The sequence below is a fragment of the Thiorhodococcus drewsii AZ1 genome (assembly GCF_000224065.1).
Taxonomy (GTDB): domain Bacteria; phylum Pseudomonadota; class Gammaproteobacteria; order Chromatiales; family Chromatiaceae; genus Imhoffiella; species Imhoffiella drewsii.
This window is the reverse complement of sequence record NZ_AFWT01000005.1, coordinates 183,553-200,379: the sequence shown is the minus strand read 5'-3', so window position 1 is coordinate 200,379 and position 16,827 is coordinate 183,553. Positions and strand designations below refer to the sequence as shown.

Genomic DNA, 16,827 nt, shown 5'->3' with positions numbered 1-16,827 from the left:
ACCGCGCTTCCTGGCCGAGTTTTGCTATCGCTTCAATCGCCGATTTGATCTGGCCTCCATGCTCCCGCGCCTTGGATGGGCTGCCGTGCGAACTCCACCGATGCCACACCGTCTCCTGAAAATGGCTGAGGCATGTTAATAATCAGGAGCGGGCAAGCAAGGTCGAATCGAGCAAGCAGAGCGCACCCGAAGCCCAGACGGCACCGAGATAAGCGCATGAGGTATTGAGAGGATGATGAATGGGAACAGGCGTCTTTAGGGGGGAGGCCAGACGCATCCGTGCGCGAGGCTTAAATATGGTGGCTACGCCCTGACTCGAACAGGGGACCCTCGCATTATGAGTGCGATGCTCTAACCAACTGAGCTACGTAGCCAGAAGAGCTGCAAATTATATGACCGAACCCGGATCAGGGCAAGCGGAAAATCTGCACTCAGCGGAGCGCTCCAGACGATATGCTGACGAGCGCATCCGAGAGCTACACAAGAGCGCTCAATGACGCTATAATCCGCCCTCACGCCTTAGCCGGGGTGGCGAAATTGGTAGACGCATCAGACTCAAAATCTGACGGTGGTGACACCGTGCCGGTTCGAGTCCGGCCCTCGGTACCATGACTTAAAGGGGTGAGATGGAAACATCTCACCCCTTTTTTCGTTTCACGCCCCCCACCGCTCGATGCGCTCGACCCCACTCCCCTCTCGCACCGATGCACGCCAAAGCAGATAGGCGGCAAGGGCGAAACATCCCGTGCCCGCAGCGGTCAGCGACTGCTCGATCCAATGCATTGCCATCGTCTTTGCGGCCGTCATCGCGATCGGCTGAAGCGCGAAGATCATGCCCAGATTGATCCCAAAAAGTAGCGCGATCGATCCGCGACGCAGATGCAAGCCCGCCCAGATGAGCTGAGCACTGAGAGCGAGATTGCTTAGACTCGCGAGGATCAGCAACGGCAAGAACCAGCCGCGCGGAATATCCCACAGCCATTGTCTCAATGCTGAGACAGTGAAGGCCATAAGAATCAGCGAGACGGCCAGACGCCACCCGCCAAGCGAGCGACGCCCGCGCAGCTGACGCGAAGCGGCCCAGACCGCAACGGCCAGCAGGGCAAAACCTGGTGCCATCAAGGGGAACAGGGCTGCGGCCAACCAGGTAACATCCACTCCGGAGAGGGCGGCAATGAGCTTCCAGAGCGCCTTCGACAACCCACCGAAAAACACCAGCACCCCGCCGAGCAGGGCCAACGGATAGCCATCGAACACCCTGTCCCGAACGAACAAGAACAGGAACCAGAGCGCCGCACCGGTCAGAACGACTGGCAGGAAGTTGTATAGGGCAAGGTCAACCGGGAAATCAAGCACGCGTACCGAGCCCAGGGAACTCAGAGCTCAACGAGATCGGCAATCGATTTGTAGAAAAATTCCAACCAGCGATCCACATCAGGGAAATCCATCGACATCGGGCGCTGTCCTTGCGTATCGCGGATGCAACTAAAGACCGGCAAACCATCCGACTTGAGCGTGACCTCGAAATGCAGATATCCATAGGGGACGATCAGCTTGAGGCCGTAGGGCGCATCCTCCGGGCCCAGCATCCCGGCCAAAAGCACCGACACTCGATCGTCGCGGCGATGGTAGTCGGTCGGCCAGATCTGCTTCAGGACCGAAATGCGGACGAACTCCTTCTCAACGTCCCGAAAGGCACGAATGAGGGGTGCAGCGAGCTGGGCACAGGATTCGTGTGTCTTACGCACCTTTGACTGCGAGTCTTGCGCGCTCAGGGCGCTTTCTTGCGCAAGTTCGCGCAACTTTTCAAGCGTTCGATTCATAATCACTTACCGAAAACCGAATGGACGTCACTAAGCCGGCCATCAACGCGCTCCCCCGCAACCAGCACATGGGATGGTCAAGGCATGCGGCCCGAATCCAACTCGAACATCGGCAGGCTTTCCGGCCCCGCCTCATGCAGGGACGGATTCAGCAGACGCACGTCGAGCGTGGGCTTGACCTTCAAGGAGAGCAACGAGGGATCGAGATACTTCTTCAGCAGCCGCCGAGACTGACGGTTAAAACGCATTCCTCGCAGCGACTGGACCTGACGCAAAGCATCCCGCGTTGGAGCGGTTCCACCGTGACGCCGGTAATTCCGGATCACCGCCTCGGTGTAATTGAGCGTCTCCAGATAGGTCACCCGACTGTTGGTGCGATCAACCACGCCCTCGCCCGCGTTGTAGGCCATGATCACACGACCATAGTCATTTTTATATTTGCTCAACAAACGTTTCAGATGCCGCGTACCCGTGCGCAGGTTGACTTCCGGATCGAACAGCGCGGCCGGCGAGTGCACACCATAGTCGGCGGCCGTCGCCGGCATCAGCTGCATGAGACCGATCGCCCCCGCCCGAGAAACGGCATAGGCATTATAGTTGGATTCTGCGGCCACCACTGCCCGAACCAAGGCCGTTTCCACCTTATATCGCTTAGCGACTTTCGAAATCAGATCATCGACACGCGCCCGACTGGGCCGAGGCTGACTCGGAGGCTTGAGCATGGCGGGAGCGGATTCAGCGGCGGGCGTCTCCGCCCCCTTCCCCTCCGACGCGCCAACGGCGAGCCCTCCCCAGGCGAGCAGAAGAAGCGCCAGCCAGATGAGGAGCCTGGTCGACGGAGAGGATCTGATCATGCGGTAAGCGTCCATTGTGTTGCCCTTACGTGCCTCGGGACGACTAAAGTCGTCACGGAGAGCTTTGCATCTGACGATAGTCTCCAACACAATTCAAGCGATGAACGCCAAAACACGCCAGATCATCTTCGAGCGATTCCGCACCGCCAACCCATCCCCGAAAACCGAACTGATCTATCACAGCGATTTCGAGCTGCTGATCGCCGTGATCCTGTCGGCTCAGGCAACCGATCGTAGCGTCAATCAGGCCACCGCCACGCTCTTTTCGGTCGCCAACACCCCGGCAGACATGCTCAAACTCGGCACAGAGGGTCTCAAGCAACACATACGCACCATCGGGCTGTACAACGCCAAGACGAAGAACATCCTAGAAACCTGCAACCGCCTCATCTCCGAATACGGCGGCCAGGTCCCGAGAGAGCGAAAGGCGCTGGAGTCGCTACCAGGCGTCGGACGCAAAACGGCCAACGTGGTCCTGAACACGGCGTTCGGCGAACCGACCATGGCGGTCGACACCCATATCTTCCGCGTCGCCAACCGGACTCGGATCGCAGAAGGCAAGACACCGCTCGCGGTCGAGCAACAACTGCTACGCCATGTCCCCAAGAACTACCTGATGAATGCCCATCATTGGCTCATCCTTCACGGACGCTATGTCTGTACCGCGCGCAAACCGCACTGCCCCCGATGCCTCATCGCCGATCTGTGCGAGTTCAACGACAAAACAACCGACAGCCCGACCACCATTTAACACCGGAATCCACACCATGCTCGCCGCCGACAGAGAGACACACAGACGGATCTTCATCCGGGCCTGGAGCAAGGCCAAACAATCCGAACCCTTGGAACCGCTCGAACGACAAATCGTCGAGATCCTCCAGCAGCACCCGGAGTACCAGGGATTGCTCGAAACCCCCGACGCCTCAATCGACGCGGATTTCCCGCCGCATCAGGGACGGACGAACCCCTTCCTCCATCTCGGACTGCACCTCGCAATCCAAGAACAGGTCGGCATCGACCAACCAACCGGCATCCGCCAGCGTTATCTCGAACTGGCGCAACGGTTTGGCGACGCACACCAGGCCGAGCACCGGATGATGGAATGCCTGACCGAATCCTTGTGGAAGCTCCAGCACGACCAACGCCCGTTCGACGAGCAAGCCTATCTCGCCTGCATCGATGCCCCCGCACACCGCTGAGCACCTCTCGCCCACATTCGTGTGAACAGGCTGTTACACTCAACCTCAGCGGCAAGCGCCTCGCCCCGAATCCGAGCCCTGTCCGCAAGCCGATCAGGACGGGGCGCCGCCGTCACGCCCTGCGACGCAGGAGCCAGCCACAACCCAATGAGGAAGATGACACATGCCGACTTGGATACTGGTTGCCGATAACAGCCGCGCCCGGGTCTTCGCCGCCGAAAAGGCGGTCGGTCCCATCCAAGAGATCAATACGCTGGCGTTTCCCGAAGGGAGATTGCACGAGGGAGACCTGATCAGTGACAAAGGAGGACGTAGCCACACGCCATCGGGAGCACATTCGATCAACGAAGACGGCATCCACAAGCAGGACAATGCCGAACGTTTCGCCGGTCTCATCTGCGATGATCTTGAGGCCGCTCGTAATCAGGGCCTATTCAGCAAGCTCTATATCCTTGCCTCGCCCGGATTGCTCGGATTGCTTCGCAAGCGTCAATCACCCCCACTAAGACAGATGGTCGCGGGAGAGATCGACAAGAATCTCACCGCTCAGCCCCCAGAAACGATTCGTCGACATCTGCCCGATTTCCTCTGAAGCAGCACGGACCGCTCCGCCACTGACCGAGCGCGCAGGGATGCGCCACAACAGCAGCTCCCAACCATCGCCCACGAAGACACCCCGCCTTGTAGCTCAACCCGAGAGTACGCGCGTCCCCGGCTTCGGATCCCAGCGAGAAAGACCTATGTTAATCTAGCAACCTATTGATAGTAGCAAGAGTCGAGGCGCATGGGCACGAGAGAGTACGACACAATCGTCATTGGAACGGGACCGGGCGGCGAAGGCGCAGCAATGAAGCTTGCGAAAGCCGGGCAGCGTGTCGCGGTGATCGAGGCCCATGATGCCGTTGGCGGCGGTTGCACCCATTGGGGCACCATTCCGAGCAAGGCATTACGGCATTCGATCCAGATGCTCGCGGACTATCGACGCAATCCACTCTTCCAGCACACCCAGCACCAGATCGAGGTCGAGCTTCCGGATCTGCTCAGGGCGGCCGACGGGGTCATCAGCACCCAGATCCGTACCCGCTTTCGCCACTACCGCCGCAACCGCGTGGACGTCATCTTCGGTCGCGCCAGATTCCTGAGCCCGGAGAGCATCGAGATCGAAGGCACCAGCGGTCTGACCGAGCGACTGCGCGCGCGCTATTTCGTCATCGCGACCGGATCGCGCCCCTATCATCCGCCCGGCCTGGACTTCGATCATCCGCGAATCCGCGACAGTGACTCCATCCTATCGCTGCAGAATACGCCCAAGTCGTTGACCATCTATGGTGCCGGCGTAATCGGGTGCGAATACGCTTCCATCCTGAGTTCGCTCGACGTCAAGGTGAACCTGGTCAACAACCGCGACCGGCTGCTGTCCCACCTGGATGACGAGATCACCGACGCATTGAGCTATCACTTGCGCCAGCAAGGCGTCGTCATCCGCAACGACGAGACCTACGATCGCATCGAAGCCGATTCTGACGGGGTTGTGCTCCATTGCCGATCGGGCAAGAAGTTCAAGACCGAGGTTCTGTTGTGGGCCAATGGCCGCACCGGAAACACCCTGGACATGGGCCTGGAAGAGATCGGACTCACCCCCAATCAGCGCGGCCAGCTAGAAATCAACGCCAGCTACCAGACCGCCCATCCGCACATCTATGCGGTCGGCGACGTCGTCGGCGCCCCCTCGCTCGCCAGCGCCAGCTACGATCAGGGACGTTTCGTCGGTGCCCACATTGCCAACGGCAATTGCGATTGGTCGCTGATCGAGGAGTTCCCCACTGGCATCTATACGGTCCCCGAAATCAGCTCCATCGGCCGTACCGAGCGAGAACTCACCGCCGCCCAGATCCCCTACGAGGTCGCTCAGGCCGACTTCAAGAGCATCGCCCGCGCCCAGATCACGGGGCATACGGTCGGCATGCTCAAGCTGCTCTTCCATCGCGAGACGCTCGAAATTCTCGGCATCCACTGCTTCGGAGAGCAGGCCGCCGAGATCGTACACATCGGGCAGGCGATCATGTCTCAGCCCGGCGAAGGCAACAACATTCGTTATTTCACCGAAACGACCTTCAACTATCCCACCATGGCCGAAGCCTACCGGGTCGCCGCGCTGAACGGATTGAACCGCCTCTTCTGACCCAGCTTCCGAGCCGACTCTAGGATAGCGGTTGATAATTCAGAAAGTTCTTATATACTAATCACCTAATCTGCACTGCTGGATTCGAGTGCAACACGAAGAACCCGTTCGCGCATCCATCCGGTCCGGTCTTCGGCGGGAAGGTCGTGCAAAGGGTCAAAATAACTGCAACGACAGGAATGTCGGCATGGCTGGTTGCCGTTTATCCCATCCCCTTCCCTCAGCATCAAGGTGTGTCACATGAAGAAGCTTCATCTCGCCTCCATCATCGCCCTCGCCGCTGCGTCCACGACTGCGGGCGCCTGGTACGCTCCTTACTACCCGGCTCCGGTCCTGACGCCGGAACAACAGCAGGAAATGGTCAAGCAGCAGCAGGCCTTCATGGAGCGGCAAACCAAGGCGATGGAGCAGGCCATGGAGGCCCAGCGCCAGTTCGCCGAGCAGATGGCCAACCAGGGTCCGGCCGCAACCGGATTCCCCGGCTATCCCGGCGCCCCCTATGGCTATGGCGCAGCGCCGGCATTCCCAGAGATGCCGCCCATGCCCGAGCCAGGCCAGTACCCTGACTTCCCGCAGATGCCCGAATTCGCCGGCCAGTATCCTGACATGCCAGAGATGCCCAATGCCCCCGAGTTCGGCCAGGCCCCCGAAATGCCGGCATCCGCTCAGGAGCGTATCAAGGAAATGGACGCCTACCGCGCCCAGGCCAAGCAGCGCATGGAAGAGCGTCGCGCAGCATTCAAGCAGATGAGCGAGCAGCGTCAGGCCATGCATCAGGCTCGTTGCGACCACCGCTTCCAGGGCATGCCCGCCCCCATGTTCCCGAACATGCCGGCCGCGCCGTCTCAGGCCGCACCCCAACAGCAGGCGCCCACCCCAAACCAGTAAGACACAGGCACCTGATCAACGCACAACGCCCCGCCTCGGCGGGGCGTTGTGCGTCTCCTGTTCGAGATCGGCCGTTAGATCACACCCAAACACGGGGGCTCAAGCGACGAATCCTCTCCCTCGGCCAGATACTCCCTCAAGAAATCGTCGAAACTCCGATCGTCGGCAGCCTCGATCTCACTCTGACGCTGTATCGAGTCTCTGGCCAGTTGCTCGAACAGAGCCAGGCGCGCCTCGCTCGGGGGTTGCGCTCGAAAACGGGCACGATGTTCCTCGGACAAACGGCGAGAGACGGCGAAGAATCCCTCACGACGCTCACGCATCATGTCGAGCAATCTCGCCGAGGGGGTCAGATCGGGATAGGCGATCCTCTCGCGCTGGCACTCCAGACTCCGGGTATGCGGCCCACCGGAACCGCCATCCAGCAATTCCGCAACCTCCGTCATCCGCCCCAGCACCTCGTCCGCCCAGATCCGCAACGGAACCCCCTGACGATCACGAAACAGCATCAAGCCCGGCTCACGCCCGCGATGGGCTGTGCGCACCAGATTCGCATCGATGTGTTCGCGCTCCGCCGTAACGATCCGGGGGCTGTCGCACAGCAGGCAATAGAGCATCAGGGTTTCGAGGAAGAGCAGTTGATCGCGCTCCACACCGAGCGGCTCGAAGGGATTCACATCCGATGAACGCAGCTCGACATAGAGAATCCCACGTCGGCGCAATGCCTGAGTCGGCTTCTCCATCCATTCGGTCAGCTGTTTCGGCCGAACCGTACTGTAGTACTCGTTCTCGATCTGCAGCACATTGGCGTTGAGCTGTTCGTAACGATCGCCGACCTTGACCCCGATCTCCTCGTATCTGGGACAGGGCGTGCGAATGGCCCAGGTGAGGCTGCGCACGTAGGAATCCAGACTGTCGTAACACGCCTTCAGCCCGGTCCCTTCTTCCTGCTTGTTCTGATAGCCGATATCGCCCATGCGCAATGAGGTCGCATAGGGATAATAGAAGGTGCTGGAATCAAAGGGCTCGAGATCGGTCGAATGCCCCTGAACGAAGCTGGCGCAAACAGCGGGCGAGGCGCCGAACAGATAGGGCACCAGCCATCCGAGCCGCTGCAGATTGCGAAGCATCCCCATCTGGGCATCGGAGCGGAACGCCATCGCATCATCGCCGCCCCCCTCCTGCTCCCGATAGAGATCCCAGAAGGCATCGGCGAACGAGAAGTTGAAATGCACTCCGGCGATCACCTGCATGACCCGGCCATAGCGATTGCCGAGCCCGCGCCGATAGATCGTCTTCATGGTCCCCGCATTGGAGGTTCCATAACGGGCCAGGGGAATGCTGCGAGCCCCCTCCAGCACGCAGGGCATGCTGGTCGACCACAGGAGTTCTTCGCCAAGACGGCCGTAGACGAAGCGATGGACATCCTCAAGAAAACCCAACACTTCATCGGGATCGGTCAGCGCCGGGGTGATGAGTTCGAGCAGGGACTCCGAGAAATCGGTGGTGATGTAGGGATGGGTCAGCGCCGACCCCAACGCCAGTGGATGAGCGGTGCGCGCGATCTTACCGGAGGCACACACCCGCAGACCCTCCTTCTCCAAGCCGATACGGTTCTCCCCGAGAATCGGCGCGGCTCCAGCCGCCCACAGGCGCTCGACGCGCCGTCCGAGCGGCGCATAGAGTGCAGTCAAGTTCAATTCCTCATCACGGCACGCGGGGCATTGGACCCGCGACCAAGTTGGATTTCATCGGCGAGGATGCGCGCGGCCTCGTCCACCTCGATACGCGAGATGGCATCACGCTGCGCATCCAAGGCATCCTCGTCGATCTGATCTGCGTCCTCGTCGACAGGGGTGATTCCCTTAGAGCGCAGGAAACGATCCTGATCGTCCTTGAAGCGACGCTCGCGCGCATCGTCCTCGGCGCGACGATCGGTCTCGCGCAGCGAAAGCGATTTCTGCTCCTCGACATCGCGCATCAGCTTGCTGCGCTCGGCCAGCATTTTGAAACCGAAGTTACTGGCGATCCGGTCAGCCGAAAGCCGCCCCAACCGATCGAACGGAACCGCGCCGACCTTCTTGAATCTGGCCGGATCGATACGGGTCCAAGGCAAGGCGTTGTCGAGCGAGCGTTCACCGTGTTTGGTCATGTACTCCGCCGTCGGGAAACGGATGTCCGGCTCCACGCCACGCAGCTGCGTGCTGCCCCCGCTGACGCGGAAGAACTCGGCCATGGTGAGACGTAACCGCCCAAGGTCGTCGTGATCGCCAGGGACATAGCGATTGAGATCGATGAGAGTCTGAACCGTCCCCTTGCCGAAGGTCGGCTCGCCGATGATGAGCCCTCGACCATAGTCCTGGATCGCGGCAGCGAAAATTTCGGAAGCGGATGCACTCTCGCGATCGACCAGCACCGCAAGCGGCCCAGCGTAGGCGACGCCCGGATCCCGGTCCGCCTCGACCTCGACCTTACCGAAGGCGTCCTTGACCTGCACCACGGGACCGAGGTCGATGAAGAGCCCGGTCAGCGAAGTCGCCTCGGCCAAGGACCCGCCGCCATTGCCGCGCAGATCGATAACGATGCCGTTGACGCCTTCCGAGGTCAGCTTCTTGATCAGCGCGCGCACGTCGCGCGTGGTGCTGCGGAAATTGCTCCGTCCAGCGCTCTCGGCCTCGAAATCGCGATAGAAGGCCGGGATCTCGATCACGCCGACCTTGAGGCCGGGCCCGTTGGAGAGCTTGTCGACCACATAGCTCTTCGCGGCCTGATCCTCCAGTTTGATCTCGTTGCGGACCAGAGAGACCTCACGCGTGTGGGCGGTCGAGCCGCTCGACTTGGGCATGATCTGGAGTCGAACGACCGAGCCCTTGGGGCCGCGAATCTTCTCGACCACATCCTCCAAACGCCAGCCGACCACGTCTTCCATGGAACCGTCGAGCCCCTGGGCCACACCGACGATCTGATCGCCTGTGTGCACCTGGCCGGAGTCGCGCGCCGGTCCGCCGGGCACGGTGCTCTGCACCACGGTGTATTCGTTGTCGGCCCGCAGCACGGCCCCGATGCCTTCGAGCGAGAGCTTCATGCTGATGTCGAAATTCTCCGAGGTGCTCGGAGACATGTAGCTCGTATGGGGTTCAATCGTTCCGGTATAGGCATTCATGAACGCCTGAAAGACGTCCCCACCATTGAATTGATGGATGCGCCGCGCGAGACCCTCGTAGCGCTTGCGCAGACGGTCGCGAATATCGGAGTCGGACTTATCGGCAAGCTTCAGCGTCAGATAGTCGTTCTTGACGCGCCGCCGCCAGCGGTCGTCGAGCTCGGCGCCGTCCTTGGCCCAAGGGGTCTCGGAGGAATCGAACGCATAGGTCTCGGAACGACTGAAATCGAACTTCTGATCCAAAAGCTTGAGCGCATAGGCGACCCGCTCGTCCACCCGCATGCGATAGACCCGGAAGATATCGAAGGGCACATCCAGCTCGCCTCGACGCAGATTTTCGTCGAAATGACGCGCGCCGTTCTCGAAGCGCGCCACATCGCGCGCCTGGAAGAAGGCCCGATTGGGATCGAGATCGTCCAGATACCGAGCCAGCACATCCTTGGCGAAGGCGCTGTCCAGCGTAACCTTGCGGTAGTGATAGCGCTCCAGCACCTTGTTGATCACGATCGCCGCCTTGGTCTGGCCGGGATCCGGGAACAGCTCCGAGAGCGGAATCGTATGGGGAGTCGCAAAGACGGTCGTCGAAATCAGGCAGAGCGCGACGACCAGCGGAAAGAGAGAAAGGCGCTGTCTCATGATCAATACTCGTATTGGGTCTCTGGATCCAGTGACCAAAGGACCGTCGATCGATGCCACGGACCGCTTGAACGGATCACGCAGCCCGTGGCGGCCCCAAGCCGTCACGATTACCCAGAAAATGGGCATCGCAAGACGGACACACTAGAGGCGAACCCGGAAATGGACAAAAATTTAGCGTCCTCAGGTCTTATAGACCTTGCGACGATAGAGATCTGTGCGCCGACTCACGACCCGATCGACGAACAGCAATCCGTCGAGATGATCCAGCTCGTGCTGCACCGCCCGAGCCTCGAACCCCTCCATCTCGAACTCGCTTTCCCGACCATCGGCGTCCTGCGCCTTGAGCCGAATGTGCGTCGCACGAATCACGTTGCCCGTGTAGTCGGGAACGGACAGACAGCCCTCGCGCCCCGTGGCATAGCCTTCCCAATGCACGATCTCCGGATTGACCAACACCAGATGACCGTGATTCGGTGTCTTGGGACGGGAGGAGACGTCGAGGATGACGATGCGCTGGGGATGTCCGACCTGTGGCGCGGCGATACCGACCGCAGCCGGACCGGCCAGACGGGTTTCCTCCAGATCGGCGATGAATGCACGCAGCGCATCGTCAAAGGAGACGACCGGCTCCGAGACCTCCTTGAGACGCGGATCGGGGAGTTTCAGTATGTCCAGAATAGCCATCGATCAACCGATCATCACATCCACGGGTGAGACGTCGACCGAAACGCCGCGCTCGCCGAGAGGGGCCAGCGCACCCTCCAGCACCTCCAGAGTCTCGCCACAGTAGCCCTGGATGTTCATGATATAGATAGGACGCTCCTGATCACCGGCGACATCCGACTCGAGCTCCAAAACATTGAACCCGTGCCCGGCGAGGATCTCGGTCACATCGGCGACGATTCCGGCGCGATCCGCGCCCGCGACCCGAACCTGCAGATTCGGCACCAGATGCTGATGCAATCCGCCATGGACCGGATCCAGATGCAGACGCAATCCCATTTCCTGCACGGCCGGCGTCAAGGCAGCCCGAATCTCGTCCGCCGAACGGTCGCCGCCAACCATCAGCATGATGGTAAAGCTGCCGCCAAGCCGGATCATGGAGGCCTCGCCCAGATTGCAGCCGAGCTGATAGAGCTCTCGCGTGAGCCGCGCCACGATGCCGGGCCGATCGGCGCCGACCAGTGTCAACATGTTCCAATCGGACATGGATTCCATCTCTCCGTTTCTTGATCTCACGAATTCTTCATCTTACGAAAGGCCAATCCCGTCATGGAGCCAGCCAGATCAGGCTCGCCATGCGCCCCGTGACCCCATCGCGGCGGTAGGAAAAGAACCGCTCGGGTTGCGAGAGGGTGCAATCACCGCCACCGAAGACGCGCCGCACCCCGCGTCGCGCCAGACGCTGTCTGGCCAGGGTGAAGAGATCGGCGAGCCAGCGCTCATCCTTCGAACCACCGGCGCTCGACCGAAAGGCGTCGACCGCCTCGGGACTCCCCGCGACGAACGCCTCGCGCACCTCGGGACCGACCTCGAAGGCATCCGGACCGATCGCCGGCCCCAACCAAACGAGCAGGCGCTCGGGCGCCCCCCCCACGGCATCGATCGCGGACTCGATGACGCCGCCGGCCAAACCACGCCAGCCGGCATGAACCGCAGCGACACGCGTGCCACGATCATCGCAGATGAGCAGAGGCAGACAATCGGCGGTCATGACCGCACACACAGCCCCCGGCTCCGTCGCCACCGAGGCATCCGCATCGGCCCCGTCCGCATCGGCTCCGACCACCCGGCAGCCGTGCACCTGATTCAGCCAGCAGGGTTCGCCCGGCAGATTGAGAGACTGGACGAGTCGTCGACGATTGCGCTCGACCGCCCCAGAATCGTCGCCCACATGATCGGCCAGATTGAGGCTGGCATATGGGCCGCAACTCAGTCCACCGACACGCGTCGTCGAGACCGCCCGTACGTTCGCCGGAGCGGGCCAATCGGGGAGGATCGGATTCAAGCGCCGGGCTCCTGCCGGAACAGCTCCAGCAAGGCATCCAGATCCGCCGCCATCGGCACCTCCCATTCCATCGGCTCGCCCGTCGCCGGATGAACCAGACCCAAGCGCAACGCATGCAGCGCCTGTCGCGGAAAGGACTGTAGAGCCGAGGTCAAGGCGGGATCGCACCCCTGAGGCGGTCGCGGACGCACCCCATAGGTGCGATCGCCGACCAGCGGATGATGGATATGCGTCATGTGCACGCGTATTTGATGGGTTCGACCCGTCTCCAGTTCCACACCCAATAGACTGTGGCCGGAATAGCGTTCGAGGACCTGGTAATGCGTAACCGCCGCTCGGCCGTTGCCGACGACCGCCATCTTCGTCCGATGCACGGGATGACGGCCGACCGGGGCCTCGACCCGTCCGCCGGCCACCAACTCGCCGACCACCAGGGCACGATATTCGCGGTGCACAGTGCGCTGCTGCAGTTGTTCGACTAGCGACTTGTGTGCCGTCAAGGTCTTGGCGACGACCAGGAGCCCACTCGTGTCCTTGTCCAAGCGATGCACGATTCCCGCGCGTGGAACGCCCGCCAGCGCGGGCGCATGATGGAGCAACGCATTGAGTAGGGTCCCGTCCGGATTGCCCGCTGCAGGATGGACGACGAGTCCGGCCGGCTTATCGATCACCAGGATGTCATCATCCTCATAGACCAGATCGAGCGCGATGTCCTGGGCGACGGATCCCTGATCGAGCACGCAAACGGCCTCGATACGCACCGACTCGCCACCCCAGACCTTGTCGCGACAGCGGCACGGTGACTCGTCGACCAGCACCTGCCCGGCCTCGATCCACTGCTGCAAGCGGCTGCGTGAAAACTCGGGGACCAAGCTCGCCAATGTCTGGTCGAGACGGCGCCCGGCAAACGCCGGATCGACCTGGAACGAACGACGAATGAGCGTGTCTCTTGCGGCAGTCATATTCAGGATGGAAACCGGCGCTGTGGTAAGGTCGCCGCCGCTGGGTCGCGCGCCCTCAAGATTCCTTCGGGTATACTGCCAGCGAATTGAAATAGGTATTCAAACATGCCACGAACGTTAACACGACTGACCCTGCTGTTGCTCGTCGTCACGCTGGCCGGATGCGGTGTCTTCGGCAAGGAAATCGACGAAACCGAGGGTTGGAGTGCATCCAAACTCTATTCCGAAGCCGCAGCCGAGTTGGACTCCGGAAACTACGAGCGGGCCATCAAGCTCTACGAAAAACTTGAGGCACGCTATCCCTTCGGCCGTTATGCCATGCAGGCACAGCTCGATGTCGCCTACACCTACTATCGTGCCGACGAACCCGAAGACGCGATCTCTGCGGCGGATCGCTTCATCAAGCTCTACCCACAGAATCCTTATGTCGACTATGCCTATTATCTAAAGGGCATCGTCAACTACAACCGCAGCATCGGCTTCCTCGACCGCTTCATCCCCACCGACCCATCCCAACGCGATCCGGGCTCGGCAATGGACGCCTTCACCGACTTCTCCGCGCTGGTGGAGCGCTTCCCCGAGAGCAAATACGCCCAGGACGCACGCCAACGCATGGTCTATCTACGCAACAACCTCGCCCATAACGAGGTCAACGTTGCGCGTTATTACATGAAGCGTGGAGCCTATGTAGCGGCCGCGAACCGGGCCAACTATGTGATCGAGCGCTTCCAACGCACCAGCGCCGTGGATGATGCCCTGGATGTTCTGATCGACGCTTACGAGGCGCTCGGCAAGAAAGATCTGGCCGCCGACGCCAAGCGCGTACTGGAACTCAACCGCCAAGCCGGACGCTTCATCCCAGACGAGCCCGAACCGGACAAGGCCGATATCGCACGCAAGCTGTGGGATTATCTCAATCTCGACGAGAACTGACGGGCAACGCGGGCGTCGCCCGAGAACAACTCTCGCGGCGGCCAGTGCCGACAGGCGACCGACCGTGCGGAGGGTGCCAGACCGCCTAGTGGCGGTCCGGACTTATCGCGCAAGACGTCAGATCGCCGACTCGTCCTCTTCGCCGGTACGGATACGCACCACGCGCTGGACATCGGCCACGAAGATCTTGCCGTCACCGATCTTGCCGGTGCGCGCCGCCGTGGTGATGGCATTGATACAGCTTTCCACCTGATCGTCGGCGAGGATCAGCTCGATCTTCACCTTCGGCAGAAAATCGACCACGTATTCCGCGCCACGATAGAGCTCGGTATGGCCCTTTTGACGACCGAAGCCCTTGACCTCGATCGCGGTCATGCCGGTGATACCAGCGGCGGACAACGCCTCACGCACATCGTCCAGCTTGAAGGGCTTGATGATCGCTTCGACCTTTTTCATGAATCTCTCCGTTCAGGGTCACGGCTACATTTGGGTGGGAAGTATATGTTCGCGGTCGGCCAATGAACAGCGCCGCGAGTTGCACGCTCAGAAGCCGCTGGTGATCGGATAGCGCCGATCGCGACCGAATGCACGCTTGGAGATCCGCACTCCGGGCGGCGCCTGACGGCGCTTGTACTCGTTGCGATCCACCAAACGAGCGACCCGGCGCACCAGTTCGTCCGGGTAGCCTTGGGCGACGATCGCATCGATTCCTTCGTCCTCCTCGATATAGAGACGCAGGATGGCATCGAGCGACTCGTATTCGGGCAGACTGTCCTGATCGGTCTGATCCGCACGCAGCTCGGCCGATGGCGCGCGAGTCAGGACACGCTCCGGGATCGCCTCGCCGAGACGATTGCGATATCGCGCCAACCGGTAGACCAGCATCTTGGGCACATCCTTGATGGGCGCAAAGCCGCCGGCCATATCGCCATAGAGCGTCGCGTAACCGACCGACATCTCGCTCTTATTGCCGGTCGTGAGCAGGATCCGCCCGCTCTTGTTGCTGATGGCCATGAGGATGATGCCACGACAGCGCGCCTGGATGTTCTCCTCGGTCACATCGGCCGGCTGACCGGCAAAGGCCGGCTCCAGCATATCGAGGAAGGCCAGGAACGCCGGCTCGATCGGGATGGTCCGGGTCGCGACACCAAGCAGTCTCGCCTCCTCCAGCGCGTCCTCGTTGCTCATATCGGCGGTATAGCGCGAGGGCATCAGCACGGCCTCGACCCGATCCGCCCCCAAGGCATCCACGGCGATCGCCAGCGTCAGGGACGAATCCACGCCCCCCGACAGCCCTAGAACGGCGCCACCGAAGCCATTCTTGCGCACATAGTCGCGCACCCCGAGCACCAGCGCATCGTAGATCACCGCATCCGGGTCCGGCTCGGGTCGATCATCCTCGGCGGATTGAATCCGAACGACATCGTCGGAATCCCGATCGATCTCGACACGGAGTTCGGCCTCGGCGAAAGCCGGGGCACGCTGCACCACCCGGCCCTCACGGTCGACGACGAACGAGGCCCCATCGAATACCAGCTCGTCCTGCCCCCCGACCAGATTGGCATAGAGGATCGGCAGGCCATGACCGCTGGCACGCCGTCCGACGAGCGACTCGCGCTCCTGAAGTTTGCCGGCATGGAAGGGCGAGGCGTTGATGTTCAAAAGGACTTGAGCCCCCGCCTCGACCGCTTGGGCGACAGGCCCTTCCTGCCACATATCCTCGCAGACGGTCAGACCGAAACGCAGCCCACAGTGCTCGAAGACCGTGGCCGTCGAACCCGACTGGAAATAGCGCTTCTCGTCGAAGACGCTGTAGTTCGGCAAATGCTGCTTGGCATACTCGGCGACCAGCTCGCCGTCGCGCCAGACGCCGGCCACATTGAAGAGCCCGCCGACCGCCGCACGCGGATAACCGAGCACCAGCGTGATGCCCACCGCCTCGGACGCGATGTGCTCCAGCGCGGATTCGACACGCCGCATGAACTCGGGCCGCAGCAGCAGATCCTCCGGTGGATAGCCCGTGAGCGCGAGCTCGGGGAACACCACCAGATCCGCGCCCGCATCGCGCGCCGCGACGGAGGCCGAAATCAGACGCTCCGCATTGCCGGCAATGTCGCCGACCAATGGATTGATCTGCGCGATCTGGATACGACAAGCCACGCTCACTCACTCCCAA

At 61.3% G+C, this 16,827-nt stretch carries 17 protein-coding genes, 2 tRNA genes and 1 pseudogene; 8 read left to right on the top strand and 12 right to left on the bottom strand.

Annotated features, from left to right (window positions below; translation table 11 throughout):
* Window positions 1-139 (top strand): annotated as a pseudogene (locus tag THIDRDRAFT_RS25465) (IS1595 family transposase); the annotation flags it as partial.
* Between the two features lie 158 nt (window positions 140-297).
* On the opposite strand, the gene THIDRDRAFT_RS05225 reads toward THIDRDRAFT_RS25465, so the two are convergent.
* Window positions 298-374, bottom strand: a tRNA-Met gene (locus THIDRDRAFT_RS05225).
* A 148-nt stretch (window positions 375-522) separates the two neighbouring features.
* Between THIDRDRAFT_RS05225 and THIDRDRAFT_RS05220 the strand changes: the two genes are divergently transcribed.
* Window positions 523-609 (top strand) — tRNA-Leu (locus tag THIDRDRAFT_RS05220).
* A 45-nt stretch (window positions 610-654) separates the two neighbouring features.
* Here THIDRDRAFT_RS05220 and THIDRDRAFT_RS05215 read toward each other — a convergent pair.
* The 3 genes from THIDRDRAFT_RS05215 to THIDRDRAFT_RS05205 all read right to left on the bottom strand — a co-directional run bounded on the left by THIDRDRAFT_RS05215 (window position 655) and on the right by THIDRDRAFT_RS05205 (window position 2,677).
* Window positions 655-1,356 (bottom strand): hypothetical protein, encoded by a 702-nt coding sequence (locus THIDRDRAFT_RS05215; RefSeq protein ID WP_007039762.1) that lies wholly within the window; start codon window positions 1,354-1,356, stop codon window positions 655-657.
* Between the two features lie 20 nt (window positions 1,357-1,376).
* Entirely contained in the window at window positions 1,377-1,748 is a 372-nt protein-coding gene (locus THIDRDRAFT_RS05210; protein WP_245535782.1) for a hypothetical protein, read from the bottom strand.
* 152 nt (window positions 1,749-1,900) lie between these two features.
* Window positions 1,901-2,677, bottom strand: a complete 777-nt coding sequence (locus THIDRDRAFT_RS05205; protein ID WP_040843935.1) for a lytic transglycosylase domain-containing protein — start codon at window positions 2,675-2,677, stop codon at window positions 1,901-1,903.
* Between the two features lie 100 nt (window positions 2,678-2,777).
* On the opposite strand from THIDRDRAFT_RS05205, the gene nth reads away from it, so the two are divergent.
* From nth to THIDRDRAFT_RS05180, 5 genes are all read left to right on the top strand, one after another.
* Entirely contained in the window at window positions 2,778-3,428 is a 651-nt protein-coding gene (gene nth / locus THIDRDRAFT_RS05200) for an endonuclease III (RefSeq protein ID WP_007039759.1), read from the top strand.
* Between the two features lie 16 nt (window positions 3,429-3,444).
* The gene (locus THIDRDRAFT_RS05195; protein ID WP_007039758.1) at window positions 3,445-3,876 is read left to right on the top strand and encodes a DUF1841 family protein; all 432 of its coding nucleotides are present in this window, start codon (window positions 3,445-3,447) and stop codon (window positions 3,874-3,876) included.
* Between the two features lie 163 nt (window positions 3,877-4,039).
* Complete coding sequence (locus THIDRDRAFT_RS05190; protein ID WP_007039757.1) at window positions 4,040-4,468, top strand: host attachment protein; 429 nt, start codon at window positions 4,040-4,042, stop codon at window positions 4,466-4,468.
* 192 nt (window positions 4,469-4,660) lie between these two features.
* Window positions 4,661-6,058, top strand: coding sequence for a Si-specific NAD(P)(+) transhydrogenase (gene sthA / locus THIDRDRAFT_RS05185; protein ID WP_007039756.1), 1,398 nt, complete (start codon window positions 4,661-4,663; stop codon window positions 6,056-6,058).
* A 240-nt stretch (window positions 6,059-6,298) separates the two neighbouring features.
* Window positions 6,299-6,946, top strand: a complete 648-nt coding sequence (locus THIDRDRAFT_RS05180) for a hypothetical protein (RefSeq protein ID WP_007039755.1) — start codon at window positions 6,299-6,301, stop codon at window positions 6,944-6,946.
* 74 nt (window positions 6,947-7,020) lie between these two features.
* On the opposite strand, the gene gshA is transcribed toward THIDRDRAFT_RS05180, so the two are convergent.
* From gshA to rluD, 6 genes are all read right to left on the bottom strand, one after another.
* Window positions 7,021-8,640 (bottom strand): glutamate--cysteine ligase, encoded by a 1,620-nt coding sequence (gene gshA / locus THIDRDRAFT_RS05175; RefSeq protein WP_007039754.1) that lies wholly within the window; start codon window positions 8,638-8,640, stop codon window positions 7,021-7,023.
* A gap of 2 nt (window positions 8,641-8,642) precedes the next feature.
* Window positions 8,643-10,745 (bottom strand): carboxy terminal-processing peptidase, encoded by a 2,103-nt coding sequence (locus tag THIDRDRAFT_RS05170; RefSeq protein ID WP_007039753.1) that lies wholly within the window; start codon window positions 10,743-10,745, stop codon window positions 8,643-8,645.
* A 183-nt stretch (window positions 10,746-10,928) separates the two neighbouring features.
* On the bottom strand, window positions 10,929-11,432 hold the full coding sequence (gene def, locus THIDRDRAFT_RS05165) for a peptide deformylase (protein WP_007039752.1): 504 nt from the start codon (window positions 11,430-11,432) through the stop codon (window positions 10,929-10,931).
* Window positions 11,433-11,435: 3 nt separating this feature from the next.
* Complete coding sequence (locus tag THIDRDRAFT_RS05160; protein WP_007039751.1) at window positions 11,436-11,957, bottom strand: glycine cleavage system transcriptional repressor; 522 nt, start codon at window positions 11,955-11,957, stop codon at window positions 11,436-11,438.
* Between the two features lie 61 nt (window positions 11,958-12,018).
* On the bottom strand, window positions 12,019-12,756 hold the full coding sequence (pgeF, locus tag THIDRDRAFT_RS05155) for a peptidoglycan editing factor PgeF (protein WP_007039750.1): 738 nt from the start codon (window positions 12,754-12,756) through the stop codon (window positions 12,019-12,021).
* Complete coding sequence (gene rluD / locus THIDRDRAFT_RS05150) at window positions 12,753-13,718, bottom strand: 23S rRNA pseudouridine(1911/1915/1917) synthase RluD (RefSeq protein ID WP_007039749.1); 966 nt, start codon at window positions 13,716-13,718, stop codon at window positions 12,753-12,755. The genes pgeF and rluD overlap by 4 nt, the downstream gene beginning before the upstream one ends.
* A 105-nt stretch (window positions 13,719-13,823) precedes the next feature.
* Between rluD and THIDRDRAFT_RS05145 the strand changes: the two genes are divergently transcribed.
* Window positions 13,824-14,651, top strand: coding sequence for an outer membrane protein assembly factor BamD (locus tag THIDRDRAFT_RS05145; RefSeq protein WP_007039748.1), 828 nt, complete (start codon window positions 13,824-13,826; stop codon window positions 14,649-14,651).
* Between the two features lie 117 nt (window positions 14,652-14,768).
* Here the strand turns inward: THIDRDRAFT_RS05145 and THIDRDRAFT_RS05140 are convergent, their stop codons facing one another.
* Window positions 14,769-15,107, bottom strand: coding sequence for a P-II family nitrogen regulator (locus THIDRDRAFT_RS05140; RefSeq protein WP_007039747.1), 339 nt, complete (start codon window positions 15,105-15,107; stop codon window positions 14,769-14,771).
* An 87-nt stretch (window positions 15,108-15,194) separates the two neighbouring features.
* Entirely contained in the window at window positions 15,195-16,811 is a 1,617-nt protein-coding gene (locus tag THIDRDRAFT_RS05135; protein WP_007039746.1) for an NAD+ synthase, read from the bottom strand.
* Window positions 16,812-16,827 lie beyond the last annotated feature (16 nt).